The following is a 14,679-nucleotide window of genomic DNA, read 5'->3' as shown; positions in this document are numbered from 1 at the left end:
TACCGTTGATCAGGCGTTTGCTTGTTTAGAGCGAGGAGAAATAACCCGCCAGGCAAAGTTCATCGGCAAAATTACGCCATTCCTGAAAGGTGGTAGGCTTGTTGGTAACCTGATAAACGTTTAATTCCTGCGCCTTGAACACCACATCCGACTTTAAATTCTGACTGAACAGAACGGTTTTCAACGTGCTGGTCGATGGGTTTTCTTTTAGTCGCTGGATGAGTTGTAAACCATCCGTACCGGGCAAGTAATAATCGACAATCAGCAGGGCTGGGAGTGAAGCGGCCTGCGTAATAGCTTCCAGCAACGCTGTGTCACTGGGAAAGCTAACTATTTGACAAGTCAACTGCTCGAGCTTGAAGGCTCGTTGGATGATGTCCGTAACTTGTTCGTCATCGTCGACAAGCCAGATGGTTGCTTTTTGTTGCATGATTGTCAGTAAAAGAGAATAACGCTAGTATCCGCGTGTACTTGCGCAAACTGAAGCGCTTCAAAACGACAGCCTGGTTTAATAAAGTAACGTATTAAGTCAGAAACCGGTATGATTGTTGGACAATCACCCGAACAATAGCGGTTTGTGACACTTGCAGGATTGTCCGTTAATCAAGAGATAGTAGTTTGACTTGTGTGTCGATCAATTTTCTAGATTAGTGTTAAAAATCGATTAGAATTACTTAAGTATAAATACAAGTTTGGCTACTGTGTATTTACTTTGCATGGTCATCTATTAGTTTTTGAAATAGTGGCGCTAGCTAAACCAGTTGAGTGTACTGAGGAGTTTGGGTTCGCTAGAGGTATCTACAACTGCTACAAAGGCGGTCGTAATCTGATTTGCTTATGATTGAGTAATTATATTTTTATGTTGAAGGTAGTAGTGTAATCCCTTCTGGCCCTGCCGGTAGGGATTTTTATTAGTCGCTGGTTACTTCTGCCTGTTTTGTAGCCGATTTACTTCTGCAATTACTTAAATTGGTTTCCCTAAAGTTTACCCGTACTTGCTTAACCCTACTCGTTACTAACCTATGGAATTCAACAGTTCTAATTTCTTCTATCGACTCGTCGATTTGTCTGTGCACGCACTGGTCTACTCGTTCTTGCTACTGCTGCTAGTCTCCGGATTCCACGTGCTGTGGCAATTGTCGAGTTAGTGAAAAACCTATTTGAACGACACCGTAACAAAACAGCGGCTAATCAGGTGATGATTAGCCGCTGTTTTACTTAGCAGAATACGGATCGGCGATAGTTGTTTAATAGCTTTCGTTCTGCACTAGATAACCGGGCAAGTTCGACGCGCCATCGATGGCGGTTTGTGGAATCGGGAAGATGCGCTTGCGGGTATTGTTGTTGGTCTTTTCGGTCCAGGTCCCTTCGTATTTACCAAAGCGGATCATATCCGTCCGGCGAACCATTTCCCAGTACAATTCGAAACCGCGCTCCCGGAACAGCAGGTCCAGATCCATCGTCGTCAGGGCAGGTGGGGGCGTTGTCAGCGTACGCGCTGCCCGAACCGTGTTTACGTCGGCGAGGGCGCTGGCTGCATCATTGCTCTTGCGGAGTTTGGCTTCCGCACGCATCAGATACACATCGGCTAGTCGAACAATCGAAATGTCTGCGTCGCCCAGGTTCCGGCCACTCGTCGATTTCTTGCTGAACTCGTATTTTTCGACCCGGTAGCCCGTGCTGTAATCGCTGCCCGCTACGGTGAAATCGACCTGCTCGGTGAAAATTACGGGTACGGTGGGGCGGTTGCGGGTTACGTTGGTCAGCCTGCCAACTTTGTATTTGCCATCGGGGCAACGCAAGAAAGCGCCGTTCACCCGCAGCAGGCCGTACTGCTGGCCGCGTAGAATACCCCGGTTGATGTTGAAGTCACCCTCGGCTACGCACGAATCCGCCGGGTTCGAGTAAATCGACAGGTTTTGCTTGTAAAAACGCGGGTCAACGGACGGATCTTTTGGTGAATACGCGCTGGTCCAGCTTCGGTAGTAATCGGGCGTGATGGCCGGACCGTCGGTGCCGTTAGCCGCCGGGTAAGCAGGCAGCGGAAACTGGTCGCCCGAAATCGAGAAATAAGCCAGTCGGTTTGTGCCGTTCAGTTCGGCCCGCTGATCGACGGCAAAGATCAACTCCTTGTTGTCGTGGTTATTCGAGTTGAAAATCGAAAAGTAATCCCTCGACAGCTGGTACTGACCCGAGTTGATAATCTTGTCACAGTATTCCACCACCTTATCCATATCGGCGGGTTGAAACGTAAACTGCGTAGCGTACCGGTCGCGATACACGGCGGCATTGAGATAAAGCCGCGCCAGCAGACCCCAGGCTGCCCCTTTGCTCATCCGGCCAGGACCAACCGAAGGGGATAGACTAGGTTCGGCGGCTAATAATTCGCTCAGGATGTAATTGTAGGCAGCCTCTCCGCGTAAAATTTTTGAGTTGGCCTGTGGATCGTCTTTGACGAATACAACCCCAAACAGATCAAGCATCAGCATGGAGTAGTAAGCCCGCATACCCCGCGCTTCGGCCAGGTAGATAGCCGCCGACGGGTCTTTAAGGTTCGGCAGCGTATTGACGGCCGATACGGAACGCGAAAGGCTTTGCGCCAGTAGGTTCCAGGTATTGAGCAGGTTGGGATCTGTGCTGGTGTGTGTATGCTGGTGCAGGGCCAGATAAATGCCATTGTCGCCCCAGTCTGTGCCGCCCCGGTAGGGTAGAATCGCTTCGTCGGTCGAAATTTCCTGAACGGCGAAGTAGTTCGTATGCAGGAAAATGTTGGGAAGCAGCGCGTAAACCGGGGCAATGTTACCGTCGGCAAGCTGCCGGTCCGATAAGCCCGACACCGACGCTTCATCGAGTACGTTTTCTTCGAGTTTGGTACAACTGTATGTTCCCGACAAAGCAACGAGCGCCAACGCGGAAAAGATTATTTTTTTCATGGCTAAAGAAGGTAAGTCATTGATTGTCGTTTATCCTGCTGTTGCCAACGTTCCAGACAGACGAATAGCAAGACGTGAAAAGACAATCAATGACAGGATGATTAGAATGTAAGGTTCAGACCAAAGATGACCGAGCGCGCTTTGGGGTAGCTGAGGTAATCGATACCAAAAGACGAAATACCATTTACGGCACGGTCGGTGTTAACCTCTGGATCATACCCGTCGTATTTGGTAATGACGAACAGGTTCTGAGCCGTTACAGAGATCCGAATGCCGTTGAGCCAGCGGTTGATACCTATCGACTTCGGATTCAGGTTATAACCGAGCGCGAGGTTGTTGAGCCGGAAAAAGCTGCCGCTCTTTAAATAGCGTGTCGATACCGGGGCCGAGTTGTTGATCGACTCTTGCGCGTACTGAATGGCTTCGGGCGTCGAGTTCAAGCCTTTCGACAGACGCAACTTGTAAAAACTCGCGTTGGCCGTATTGTCGTAAACTTTATTGCCCGACACGCCATTGAAGTTGATCGCTAAGTCGAAGCCTTTGTATGCCAGAGTACTGTTGATATTGAACTGCTTGGTAGGCAACGCGCTGCCAGCCGCAATCCGGTCTTTGTCCGTGACGATACCGTCGCCGTCTGCGTCGCGATACGTGCTGATGCCTTTCTCGTCAAAGCCCGTGAATTCTTTCAGGAAAAACGTACCGATGGGTTGCCCGTTAATGTAGCCGTTAACCGTTGCCGACGTGAGGCCCGAACCCTGCGCCGATCCCGACGTGATAACCGAATAAGGGGAGTTGCGGACTACGTTGTCAATGAACGTGATGTTTCCCCCGATGTCGAATCGGAAACCGCTCAGGCTGGCGTAACGGTAGTTCAAGTCCAGTTCGACCCCTTGGTTCGTGATGCTCATGTTCGGCACGTTGGTCCAATAGGTGCTGGCGGGTTGAACGGGATCGGCAGGGATTACTTCCAGCAGAATCTTGTTCGATACTTTCCGGAAATAATCGACCGAACCCGACAATGCCCCTTTGAACACGGCAAAATCAAGTCCTAAATCGGTTTGCGACGATACTTCCCATTGAATGTCGGGATTCGCCAGTCGGGTGTACGAGATACCGGCGGGGTAGCTGGTCGAACCGTCGAGGGGGTAGCTGGTCGTGTTGGACACCTGAGCCGTAAACAGGGCCTGCGTGATTTTAGCCGGAATTTCCTGGTTGCCCGTCTGGCCCCAGCCCGCCCGTAATTTCAGATCTGTGAACGGTCCCGATTTCAGAAAGCTTTCTTCCGACAGCCGCCATCCCGCCGAGAACGATGGGAAAACGCCGTATTTGTTGTTGGCACCGAACTTCGACGAACCGTCGGCCCGTACGGTAGCTGTTACCAGATACTTGTCGTTGAACTGGTAATTGACCCGGCCAAAAAACGATTGCAATTCATTCTTCAGCGCGAAACCCGTTGGGCGGTTATTCGCTAGCGTCAGTTCCTGCCCTAAACCAGGGTTGTAGATTGGTTCGACGGGCGTAATCGGGAATTTGTTGATGCTCCAGTTGCGCTCCTGCACAAAGAAATTCTGGTAGGAGTGACCCAGCAAAGCCGTCAGATTGTGGTTGGTCTTGGTGAGCGTGTACGTGAAGTAGTTTTCTACCAGCACGTTGCGGTTGGTGGTGTAAGTGCTCAGCAGCCGTCCGTCCTGTTGCGGAACGGCGTTGGCCAGTGACTGTTGATCGCGAACCGCACTGGAGTTGTCGATGCCGAAATTGAGCTTGTAGACCAGATTCTTTAAAATCTTGTAGGACGGTGAAATATTGGCTACGATCCGGTTCGTGGTCGTTATGTCTTTCTCGAGCTTCAACGTGATCAACGGGTTTGTAGCTCCTTGGTACTGAAACGGATCACCTGCCGAATCGTAAGCGGGAAATGTGGGATTAGCGGAGATGGCACCGCCAATGGTCGTCACTCCGCTACCTGCCGAGTTTCCGGGAGGCCGTTGATTATTTGTGTACGATGCGTTAAGGTTTACGTCCAGCGTCAGCCGGTCATCCAGCATCCGTTGTGTTGCGTTGATACGACCCGTATAGCGGTCGAGCTGGCTGTTTTTGAGAACGCCCTGCTGGTTCTGTACGCCGACGGACCCGTAATAGGTTAGCTTATCCGATCCGCCACTAAACGACAGGTTGTGGTTCTGGGTGTAAGCGGTCTGGCTGATTTCTTTTTGCCAGTCGGTTGATCCACCTTTATCATCTAGAACACCACCAAGCGCTTTTACTTGCTCCCGAAACTCATCCGCCGTAAATACCGGCAGCGGGCGCGCCATTTTGGAAATACCCAGACTCGACGAAAGAGTCAGCGACGCGGAGCCCGATTTCCCTTTCTTGGTCGTGATCAGGACAACGCCGTTGGCGCCCCGCGCTCCGTAGATCGCCGTTGCCGAGGCATCTTTCAGTACGTCAATCGATTCGATATCCTGTGGATTCAGAAACGTCAGTGGGTTGGTAACCCCGCCCGTGCTGGAATTGTCCAGGGGTAAACCGTCGAGTACGAAGAGGGGAGTACTGCCGGTCCGAACACCACCGGGTCCGCGAATCGTAATAGTTTGCGAACTACCGGGTTCGCCACTCGCCGACGTTACATTTACCCCGGCTACTTTACCCTGGATCAATTGCTCCGGCGAGTTGATGATCCCCCGGTTAAAATCAGTGCTTTTCACCGATTTGATGGACCCGGTCATATCTTTCTTGGTGGTGCTACCGTAACCAATCACGACGACCTGGCTCAATTCGGACGCTGACGAGCTAAGGGCTACGTTGATCGCCGTGCGATTGCTGACCGCTACTTCCTGCGATACGAAACCGATAAAACCAAAGACCAGTACGGCATTGTTCGCGTTGGGTATGGTGATCCGGTATTGCCCATCAGCGTCGGTAGTTGTGCCGCGCTGGGTTCCTTTCAGTACGACGCTGCAACCGGCCAGGGCTTCGTTGGTGGTTGCATCGGTCACCCGACCAGTGATCGTGACGTCAGCCGTCGTTTTTGCGTTTGTTGAATGAGCCATTGCGCTTACCGCCAGGGGCAAATTTGCTGCCTGGGCGGATAGTGAAACGGTAACGGCTAAAGCTAAAAGCAATAACCGCCAGCAACGCCCATATTGAGAAGTCAATTTGTAGATGGATGGCATACAGAGGACATGAGATTAAGATGCAAAATTGAATGTATTGTCTGATTGTGACGAGCCGTATTTCCAGAATTAAAAATATCTTAATAAACAGGAGCGTCCCAAGCACTCAAATGCAGAGAGACCTGATTTATACTATAGTACTTTATACGGATTATAGTAATATTGTAATTATACTCTTGATAGTCAGTATTTTAATTTACTAGTTGAGCGGGAGTCGAAATAGGTAGTTTCACCAGAGCTGGAAATTTTAGACTTTAAGTAAGTTTGCCAGATGCGTAAAGTTAAAGTAGCTCCCGGAATAGAAATAAAGTGGCAAGACCAGCAGAAGGGCGCTAATTATACTTATTTAAAGAAAAGGGGCGTGTTACTAAATCATTAAGAAGTGACTTGAGTGCCGGCAAATAATAACAGTTACTTCACCGGACGATGCGGTGCGAACGCGCAATTGATCGTAGTTTTGTGGCTGGTTTACGGCTACCGTAGTAGCTCATTCATCGCCGTCCGGCGACTACAAACTCCCCCTGAGAGTCCAACTGTCTCGTTTATTGCATGATTTCTCGATTTCACTTCTTCTGCTTAACTGTATTTTTAATCAGCCGTTTCAGCTTCGCGCAACCGACCGGACTGTATACCACCGCCCAGGCACATTCGCACAACGATTACGCGCAGAACATCCCATTCCTGGCGGCTTATTACGCCAATTTCGGATCCATTGAAGCTGACGTTCACGCGTATCGGGGCCAGCTTTATGTGGCGCACGATTCATCGGATGTCGATAACAGCCGTACACTGGAACGACTGTATATCCAGCCAATCCTTCAAAAGATGCAAGAGCAGGGCGGTAAGATTTACAAAGATGGTGCTCCCTTGCAACTGCTGATCGACCTGAAAACGCCGGCAAGCCAGACGCTTCCTTTACTGATAAAACAGTTGGGCGCGTACCCCGCTGCTTTTGGCGTGAACGGACAGGTTCGTGTGGTGGTCAGCGGTACTATTCCGGCTCCTGATCAGTTCAACAACTTCCCCGACTGGCTACTCTTTGACGGACGGCCCGATGTAAACTACACAGCTGACCAACTCAAGCATATCGGACTGATCAGCCAGTCGTTTCTGGCGTTCAGCCGCTGGAATGGCAAAGGGCTCGTTGTGAAGAAAGAAGCGGAAAAGCTACAGGCGTTTGTGCGAAACGGGCATCAGCTGGGCAAAAAAATCCGGCTCTGGGCGACACCCGACAACATCAATACCTGGAAAGCGCTGGTTAATCTGGGCGTCGATTACATCAATACCGATCAGATCAGTGGACTGGCCGAATTCCTGAACTCACGACCCACCGCCGAATTTCAAAGTACGGATTTTCATGCCGTCTACGAACCGATCTATCGGAACAACGATGCCCGTAGCCGGGTGCGCAACGTGATTCTGCTGATTGGCGATGGCATGGGGTTGGCTCAGATCTACACCGGGCTGACGGCCAACCGGGGTAACCTCAATCTGGCTAAAATGCTGAACATTGGTTTTTCGAAAACCAGTGCCGCCGATACCTACATTACGGATTCGGCAGCGGGAGCAACGGCCATGGCTACCGGACAGAAAACTAATAACCGGGCTATTGGCGTGGATTCGCTGAATCGGCCTCTGTTGGCCTTACCAGCGCAGCTAAAAAAATATGGCATAAAAAGCGGCTTGATCACGGCGGGTAGTGTAACCGACGCTACACCTGCGGCCTTCTACGCGCACCAACCCGACCGGTCATTCGAACAGGAGATTGCCACCGATTTTCTGGCGACCAAACCCGATATTCTTATTGGCGGTGGGTTGCGCTATTTCAAGGATCAGCATTTGCTTGATTCGTTGCGGAAAGACGGATACCGCGTCGGTGAACAGTTCAGCGACCTTACCCAGTTGAAAGCACCCTTCGTCCTGCTTGACGATAAAGCGGTGGTATCCATCGACAAAGGCCGGGGCAATTTCCTGACGAATAGTCTCCAAAAAGTAGTTGCGGAGTTGAAAGGAAATCAAGCTGGTTTTTTTATGATGGTCGAAGGTGCCCAGATCGACTACGGCGGTCATGTCAACAACATGAGCTACGTAGCGCGCGAAATGCTCGATTTTGACAAAGCCATTGGCGAGGCCATGCGTTTTGCTGACGCCGACGGGCAAACGCTGGTAATCGTTACCGCCGATCACGAAACGGGCGGGTTGACGTTGCTTGATGGAAACCTGAAAAAAGGATACGTCGATGGGCATTTTAGCACCAACGACCATACCGGAGTGATGGTGCCGGTTTTTGCCTACGGACCGCATTCACTGGACTTTCGGGGTGTTTACGAAAACACGGATATCTACCAGAAGATCATGGCGGTGCTGAAGAAATAGCTGTCTGCCCAATCTACGGCAGCCAGCCAGCGAACGGGCTATTTCAGGCAGTGTTTCTGTCAGGCCATGCTTCGATGAGTACAGTTCGCGCAGACACCCGTTGAGGCAAGGTGCCTCAATCGATTAGTTTTGGCGAACTCAGTACACATCGGTTATGAAACGCTTGCTTTTGCTTACCTGCTTTTCGGTTCTGTTTTCCTGCAAACCTTCGTCGGTCGGGAAACTCTGTTATAGTTGCACGGTATACACCACGGACAATCCACAGTCAACCATAATCACCCAGGAACTGTGCGGGCAATCCGAAATGGAGCAGTACGTCGAGGACATGAGAGCCAAGCCAGGAACGGGTCTTATCTATTGCGTCAACAAGTAAAGACAAGGATGAGCAAGCAGGCCAATCAATCAAGGTTGTCCTGCGATTCCAGTATGGTTTTGAATGCCAGTGCATCCTGCATCATGTGGATATTGTTGAAAAATACGTATGACGGCTGCTCGTGAGGCAGAAGTTCCAGAAGCTCCGTCAACTCATGCGGTTCGTACTTGTATCGCCAGCCCTGCCGGCCGTGCAACCGGAAATAACACCGCTCAGGAGTTGTTGTTGTATTAACAAATGGATCAACGACGTGCCACAGGTCGAGGTCGTGACACAACGCACGAACGACCTGCCGGTCCCAGTTTCCTCTGGGTTCCCAGCATAACCGGAGTCCTGTCCGGTCGATTCGGGAAAAGAAGCCGACCATGTGGGCGATGTGTTCCGACGTCTGGGTAAAACTGGCTGGACACTGAAAGAGAATTGTCCGGGCTTTCAACGCATGGGCGCAGGCCAGGGTAAGCTGCCAGGCTTCTTCGACAATGGTAGTAGGACGGAAAAAACCAGCATCCGCCAGTTCCTGATCGGTGAGTTTTCGCCTGAGACGTTTGTAGGTTGGGCTCTTGGCTTGATGAGTAATTAGCTGCCAGGCTTTTAGGGTAAACTCAAAGTCGGCGGAAACATCATTGCGCCATCGGTGCAGGGTCGTCAGTTGCGGAGGTTGATAGAAGGTATGTTGTACTTCCACGCAGGAAAGACGTTGCTGATAGTTGGCTTTTGTGCCGTTGAAGCCGCAGGTGCCAACCCTGACGCTACTGCTCATGTGATGGTATGTTATCTGTTAACGTTACGAAGTTAGTTTTCTAATTGAGTCTTGGCTTATGAAGTATTTCCAACACCGGTTAGCCAGGGAACAAGGCGCTGGTAGTTTACTCCGGCCAATTTTCGATTCCTGCCGCAATGCGCAACGCCCGCTGAACGTCATCCCAGTAAAAGCCATTATCGTAACCCGTTGATAAACGGTCGCATGTTTCCAGGAAATTAGTAGCGGCCTCAACCTGCTGTTGGGCAGGTTGAGGTTGTTTATCTGCGGACGTAGAGTGATCGGGCGAGGTTTCCATGATGAAACGTAAGTACCAGCCGCAAAAGACTGTTCCCGGTAGTGAGTGAACGGAGCAGGCCCTACCTAATTCAATGTTTTCTGATCTCGTTCAAAACAAAGACTAAATACAGCAGGATTGGCATAGCACGACAGACGTTTATTGCCAGCGTTACGTTTATAGTATAGGAGTAGTGCAGTCTAAATCCGTGTATCTACGAGATTGTTGTTTATCCTAATTGATAGATTCAACGTAAGCCTTACCGAAGAAAACCGCGTATTCAGCGGTACGCACTGCTTGGAATCGTTTTTGACAGAAAGTAGTACTGTGCATGAGGCAATTGATCCGCCAAAGCACAACTGCTTATTATAAATAGATGGAGATTTTGTTACTTTTTAATTCATAATAAATCTAAAGTATGAAAGTTTTCTCCAGTTTTACATCTCAATTGCTGCCCGTTTGTTATGAACAAACCGTTTCCTATCTTATTGATAGATGATGATCCAATGGTTTTGGATACGCTAGAATATGCTGCGAAATACAGTTTTGAAGAAGCCACCTTCACCTATCTTGCCTCTTATCGGGAAGCCGTTAATTACCTGCATAGCCTAAAGGGTCCGGGTCCCAGGCTGATACTACTGGATGTGGATTTAAAGACAGAAGAGAACGGGTTTACTTTCCTGGAAGAATTACGGGCTCACCCGCAAGGCAAATCGCTGCCCGTCGTTATGCTGTCGGCTTACAAAACAGACGAAAACGTGGAAATGGCCAATGAATTAAATTCGACGTCGTTTGTTCAGAAACCATTTGTCTTTAACGAATGGAAAGCCTGCATGAGCTCGCTGAAAAATTACTGGGTTAACACGGTCACGGTGCCCCAGGTCTGGTTCAATTAGTGTTTGTTGAATGAGTTTAGCGCAGAAAACTCAAGACGGCTTTCTGAAATTCCGCCAATGACTGCACATGCGGAATGTGGCCCACACCCGGAAGCTCCACCAATTGGCTGCCCACGATTTGTTGATGCGTGCGTTTGCCCAGTTCGGGGTATTGACCGTGCTGATTGACCAGCGCTTTAGGTACCCGCGCTTTCCCGACAATGGTCCGGTCGGCCTGACCGATAATTAATAGAGTGGGAGCTTTTAGGTTTTTGAATTCGTAACAAACAGGTTGCTCATAGATCATTTGGTATGTCAGGGCGTTGACCCAGGCAATCTGTTTGAAACGCGGATCTTCCAGTGCCGACGCTTGTACGCGCACCCATTCTTCGTATTTGGCTTCCCAAGTCGGGTAATAGCTCTGCTGGTACTTCTTGTACGACGCGTAGGTGGCCCCTAATTCACCTTCGTACAAACTATCAATGGGCGAATACGGAACAAATGTCCGGTAATCTTCTAATCCGATCGGATTTTCCAGGATCAGCTGACGTACCCGCTCGGGGTAACGTAAAGCGAAGCGCGTCGCCAGCATACCGCCCATTGAGTGGCCCATAACAACCACCTGATCGACCTGCAATGAATCAAGCAATTGCTTGTTATTCGCAGCCAGCGCATGGAAACTATAATGTAAATCAGGAAAATCCGACCGACCCCAACCAACCTGATCCGGTGCAATAACCCGATAGCCTGCTTTGCTGAGAAAGTTAATTACGTCCCGCCAATAAATACCGCTGAAATTCTTACCGTGGAAAAGCAATACCGTTTTGCCGGTTGGCTTACCTATGGGTGCAACGTCCATGTAAGCCATACGCATCGTTTTTTGCTCCTGGCGGAGCGTAATGTACCGAACAGGATGAGGGTAAGAAATAGACTGAGCCATTACGGAATAATTGACCAATCCCAGCATCAGCAGAAAATAGATAGACTTTTTCATAATGGATAAAGGAGATCAACGGGCAGGGAGTGGCTTGTTTTTCTGCCGTTTTAAGCATTCAGTTATGAATTATAACGGCAACTAAAGGGTGTTGGTTAAGGGCATCACCCTGATTTAAGCAAATGCGAAGCCATCAAATCAGCCTCGACTCGCTAATCTAAAAAGACGCTTATTATTTATAAATTGTATTTTTTTTGTAAAGTGTAAAACTAGCAAACAGTTTAGTGCAAAAAATTAGAATTATTGGAAAAATACAAATAATAAGCTATATGGATGGACTTGTTGTACTTTTTTGATAAAATACCCATTATATTGATAAATAATTGTCTTTTTAAGGGAAGTTTTCTTGTTTTTGTACAACATGGCTTGCTTGCTATTGCATTGAATAGGCTTTATCTAGCACCTTTGTCACGGAAAAATATAAATTAAAGTCCAATGAAACAGTTCCGTTTATCAATTGCTGTACTACTTTCAGTATGGGGTCTGGCAGGCATGGGAGATGCTAAAGCTGACAATGGTTTAGTTATAAACGGGGTGAGTGTTGAGAAGTCCGAGCAAAAGAAAGTACGTTTATATATTCAAACGGCTGAGCCGGTTGACGTGGCTATTATTGATGCCGACGGCAATCTGCTTTATCGTGGTGTTGTTGCACGCAGTGAGAAAGGAATTACCTCGTTTAACCTCAACGGTCTGTCTGATGGTCAGTACTACCTGACAGCCAGTAACGACTCGTACTGGATGTCGCAGGGGTTGACAATCAAAGGTAACACGGTTATTGTTGACGAAAGCAGCCAGAAACAACTGGTGCAGCCAACGATTTCGGCCTATGATAAAAACAAGTTCGAAGTGACACTGCCTGCCCAAAATGTAGAAGCAAACGTAGCTATCTACGACTCACGCAATGTGCTAGTTCAAACCGGTTCGTTGAATGGCTCGGCTCGTCGGTTCGATTTGTCTGCTCTGCCTGATGGTGCCTACACCTTCATCGTTGGCCCGGATCAGAAACAGTTTTCAACGCGCGTTGACATTAAACACTAAGCCGCTGACATAGCAAAGTTTAGACTCGTTCTCAACTAAGGCGATCAGGTTTTTCGGACAAACCGAGTCGCACCCCAATTGCCCGCTGTACCTCTCAGGTGCAGCGGGTTTTTTGTACGTCAAGGATACATGCCTGCGCTGCGTTATGACGCGTGCTGATTTTTGTAAAATAATAGAGTGACTACAACCTATTTACAATCTGACGGATCATAGTACAAAACGACAAAATGATGGGGCGCATTTTCATTCTGGCTGGCTTGCTGCTGTGTTTTGCTGGCTGTAAACAACAAGCGGTTGATGCATCTGTATCGGCTTGCTATGCAAACATCGGCCAACTGACTCGGTCTCAACGAGTGGTTGATGCTCCCGTAACGGTTGTGGTCTCCGGAGGTTTACGAAGCGGGGGGCAACTTATCCCAGCTAATGGCGTACCCTGGAATGCCTGTAACCTACCGTTTGAATTTCAACGGGACAGTTTAGCGATTTACGTGAGTGGTTATTTTCTTACCTCGCCTGAGTTAGAGCGGATGAATGTAAGTCTGTTACCCTTCGAAGTGACTTCTTCGAGGTTGAGGTAAGGATGCGGTCGTATGCGTCTATAAATTATTTACACTAACCATAAGAGATAGCTGGTAACTCCTTGGTAGGCTATTTCTTTTCCGGTTTCAATTTTTCTTTAGGGCTGTAATACCTACCTTTGCAAGGTCAAAATGGGTGAAACTCCGACGGCTTGCCGCAACGGTTAAACTCTAAGCCCGGCTGGTCCGAACAGCCGGGCTTTTTTATGTCCTTGATTTAGAGAGCATTTCCCTCGTCGCTCCATGTGCCCATAGGCTGGGTAGTCAGAAAGCCATTGAGTGGTATATCAGCGTTTTATCTGACCCGAGTCCAGGTTTTGGTTTTGCCTAATAGAGGAATGCCCATCACGTAGCCGTGCAAGTCCAGCGAGTTGGGATCTTTAAGCGTTAAATCACAACTGTACGTCTTCCCATCCTCAGGATTATAAATCTGCCCGTCGGTCCAGACGTTGTTTCCTTTGTAAGTTAAATTCGTCATGATGACCAGGTTCAGTAGTGGACGGTTGCGGAGCTTTTCGTCAGGGTTCTCCCTGTCGGTCTTAGGCCGGTTCGTTTCCGGGTCATTCGGTTCAGCCATCCAGACGATCCTCCCAAAGTACTTGTTGCCCTGTTTAAAAATCTGAACCTGATTTTTCTTTCTGGCGCTAAGCCATTTGCCTTCTACTGCATCGGGATTATCGGGTAGGGGTGCGTACGCTGACAGCGTTAGCAGGCACAAGAACACAAAGATAACCAGGCGGCAGGGGTTCATAAGTTGATAGATGATCAATGATTTGTTGTATAAACTCAATTAAAGACAATTTAGTCGGATAAGTTACCCGAAACATCATTCGGTTATACTGATCGGGACTGCTTCTTCTGCTTTGTTAGAGTCGGCAACAGCCAAAAAGATTAAACTCGTTCCACTGCGTAAGGCTATATAATTTTATCCTGATTACATTTTAACCCCACCTATTGACGATCTATTCGGTATTCTGCTCAATTCGATAACGATCCGGTAGTTATTCGTGTCCGGTAGCGTGAAGTTTAGGCTTACAAAAGGCGTTTGACAACGTCATTAGTCATTCTTCGCGAAAGTGCCTGAAACTATGAATATCGAAGCTGTTTATTATGTGTATCGAGTGCACCGCTTCCTGAATTCGGAGGAGCCCCGTACGAGTGGACCCAGGTTATTCGATCTACCCAAAACGGAACCCAATCCGCACAGAACCGAGCAGGCCGCTATCGATTACATCAATCGGCAGAATGAAGCGTTGCACGCCTTTACAATCGTGAAGGTATACGAACCACGAGGGTGATTTC

General features: G+C 48.9%; 13 protein-coding genes. 6 read left to right on the top strand and 7 right to left on the bottom strand.

Features of this window, described 5'->3' with window-relative positions:
• Positions 1-25 precede the first annotated feature (25 nt).
• The 3 genes from M0L20_RS22020 to M0L20_RS22010 all read right to left on the bottom strand — a co-directional run bounded on the left by M0L20_RS22020 (position 26) and on the right by M0L20_RS22010 (position 5,983).
• Complete coding sequence (locus M0L20_RS22020; RefSeq protein ID WP_248479066.1) at positions 26-430, bottom strand: response regulator; 405 nt, start codon at positions 428-430, stop codon at positions 26-28.
• A gap of 817 nt (positions 431-1,247) precedes the next feature.
• The gene (locus M0L20_RS22015; RefSeq protein WP_248479065.1) at positions 1,248-2,933 is read right to left on the bottom strand and encodes a RagB/SusD family nutrient uptake outer membrane protein; all 1,686 of its coding nucleotides are present in this window, start codon (positions 2,931-2,933) and stop codon (positions 1,248-1,250) included.
• Between the two features lie 101 nt (positions 2,934-3,034).
• Positions 3,035-5,983, bottom strand: coding sequence for a SusC/RagA family TonB-linked outer membrane protein (locus M0L20_RS22010; protein ID WP_248479064.1), 2,949 nt, complete (start codon positions 5,981-5,983; stop codon positions 3,035-3,037).
• A gap of 672 nt (positions 5,984-6,655) precedes the next feature.
• Between M0L20_RS22010 and M0L20_RS22005 the strand changes: the two genes are divergently transcribed.
• Positions 6,656-8,482, top strand: coding sequence for an alkaline phosphatase (locus M0L20_RS22005; RefSeq protein WP_248479063.1), 1,827 nt, complete (start codon positions 6,656-6,658; stop codon positions 8,480-8,482).
• Positions 8,483-8,636: 154 nt separating this feature from the next.
• A complete protein-coding gene (locus M0L20_RS22000) occupies positions 8,637-8,855 on the top strand; it encodes a hypothetical protein (RefSeq protein ID WP_248479062.1) in 219 nt (72 codons plus the stop codon).
• Positions 8,856-8,880: 25 nt separating this feature from the next.
• Here the strand turns inward: M0L20_RS22000 and M0L20_RS21995 are convergent, their stop codons facing one another.
• The gene (locus M0L20_RS21995; protein ID WP_232558753.1) at positions 8,881-9,615 is read right to left on the bottom strand and encodes a DUF72 domain-containing protein; all 735 of its coding nucleotides are present in this window, start codon (positions 9,613-9,615) and stop codon (positions 8,881-8,883) included.
• 106 nt (positions 9,616-9,721) lie between these two features.
• Positions 9,722-9,913, bottom strand: a complete 192-nt coding sequence (locus M0L20_RS21990; protein ID WP_248479061.1) for a hypothetical protein — start codon at positions 9,911-9,913, stop codon at positions 9,722-9,724.
• A 443-nt stretch (positions 9,914-10,356) separates the two neighbouring features.
• On the opposite strand from M0L20_RS21990, the gene M0L20_RS21985 reads away from it, so the two are divergent.
• Complete coding sequence (locus tag M0L20_RS21985) at positions 10,357-10,788, top strand: response regulator (RefSeq protein ID WP_232558751.1); 432 nt, start codon at positions 10,357-10,359, stop codon at positions 10,786-10,788.
• Between the two features lie 16 nt (positions 10,789-10,804).
• On the opposite strand, the gene M0L20_RS21980 is transcribed toward M0L20_RS21985, so the two are convergent.
• Positions 10,805-11,761 (bottom strand): alpha/beta hydrolase, encoded by a 957-nt coding sequence (locus M0L20_RS21980; protein ID WP_248479060.1) that lies wholly within the window; start codon positions 11,759-11,761, stop codon positions 10,805-10,807.
• Between the two features lie 435 nt (positions 11,762-12,196).
• Between M0L20_RS21980 and M0L20_RS21975 the strand changes: the two genes are divergently transcribed.
• Positions 12,197-12,799, top strand: a complete 603-nt coding sequence (locus tag M0L20_RS21975) for a DUF3244 domain-containing protein (RefSeq protein ID WP_248479059.1) — start codon at positions 12,197-12,199, stop codon at positions 12,797-12,799.
• A 227-nt stretch (positions 12,800-13,026) separates the two neighbouring features.
• Positions 13,027-13,377, top strand: coding sequence for a hypothetical protein (locus tag M0L20_RS21970; protein ID WP_248479058.1), 351 nt, complete (start codon positions 13,027-13,029; stop codon positions 13,375-13,377).
• A 295-nt stretch (positions 13,378-13,672) separates the two neighbouring features.
• Here M0L20_RS21970 and M0L20_RS21965 read toward each other — a convergent pair whose 3' ends face one another.
• The gene (locus M0L20_RS21965; protein ID WP_248479057.1) at positions 13,673-14,128 is read right to left on the bottom strand and encodes a DUF2147 domain-containing protein; all 456 of its coding nucleotides are present in this window, start codon (positions 14,126-14,128) and stop codon (positions 13,673-13,675) included.
• A gap of 337 nt (positions 14,129-14,465) precedes the next feature.
• On the opposite strand from M0L20_RS21965, the gene M0L20_RS21960 reads away from it, so the two are divergent.
• Positions 14,466-14,675 carry a hypothetical protein gene (locus tag M0L20_RS21960; protein ID WP_232558745.1) on the top strand — a complete coding sequence of 70 codons (210 nt, stop codon included), beginning with the start codon at positions 14,466-14,468 and terminating at the stop codon, positions 14,673-14,675.
• Positions 14,676-14,679: the final 4 nt, after the last annotated feature.

It is taken from the genome of Spirosoma liriopis, assembly GCF_023196085.1.
GTDB lineage: Bacteria > Bacteroidota > Bacteroidia > Cytophagales > Spirosomataceae > Spirosoma > Spirosoma oryzicola.
The sequence above is the reverse complement of the archived record's forward strand: the minus strand, read 5'-3'. Positions and strand labels throughout refer to the sequence as shown.

Coding starts and splice junctions, on each gene's coding strand:
- M0L20_RS22020 (WP_248479066.1), bottom strand. CDS start 430: ATGCAACAAAAAGCAACCATCTGGCTTGTCGACGATGACGAACAAGTT.
- M0L20_RS22015 (WP_248479065.1), bottom strand. CDS start 2,933: ATGAAAAAAATAATCTTTTCCGCGTTGGCGCTCGTTGCTTTGTCGGGA.
- M0L20_RS22010 (WP_248479064.1), bottom strand. CDS start 5,983: ATGGCTCATTCAACAAACGCAAAAACGACGGCTGACGTCACGATCACT.
- M0L20_RS22005 (WP_248479063.1), top strand. CDS start 6,656: ATGATTTCTCGATTTCACTTCTTCTGCTTAACTGTATTTTTAATCAGC.
- M0L20_RS22000 (WP_248479062.1), top strand. CDS start 8,637: ATGAAACGCTTGCTTTTGCTTACCTGCTTTTCGGTTCTGTTTTCCTGC.
- M0L20_RS21995 (WP_232558753.1), bottom strand. CDS start 9,615: ATGAGCAGTAGCGTCAGGGTTGGCACCTGCGGCTTCAACGGCACAAAA.
- M0L20_RS21990 (WP_248479061.1), bottom strand. CDS start 9,913: ATGGAAACCTCGCCCGATCACTCTACGTCCGCAGATAAACAACCTCAA.
- M0L20_RS21985 (WP_232558751.1), top strand. CDS start 10,357: ATGAACAAACCGTTTCCTATCTTATTGATAGATGATGATCCAATGGTT.
- M0L20_RS21980 (WP_248479060.1), bottom strand. CDS start 11,761: ATGAAAAAGTCTATCTATTTTCTGCTGATGCTGGGATTGGTCAATTAT.
- M0L20_RS21975 (WP_248479059.1), top strand. CDS start 12,197: ATGAAACAGTTCCGTTTATCAATTGCTGTACTACTTTCAGTATGGGGT.
- M0L20_RS21970 (WP_248479058.1), top strand. CDS start 13,027: ATGATGGGGCGCATTTTCATTCTGGCTGGCTTGCTGCTGTGTTTTGCT.
- M0L20_RS21965 (WP_248479057.1), bottom strand. CDS start 14,128: ATGAACCCCTGCCGCCTGGTTATCTTTGTGTTCTTGTGCCTGCTAACG.
- M0L20_RS21960 (WP_232558745.1), top strand. CDS start 14,466: ATGAATATCGAAGCTGTTTATTATGTGTATCGAGTGCACCGCTTCCTG.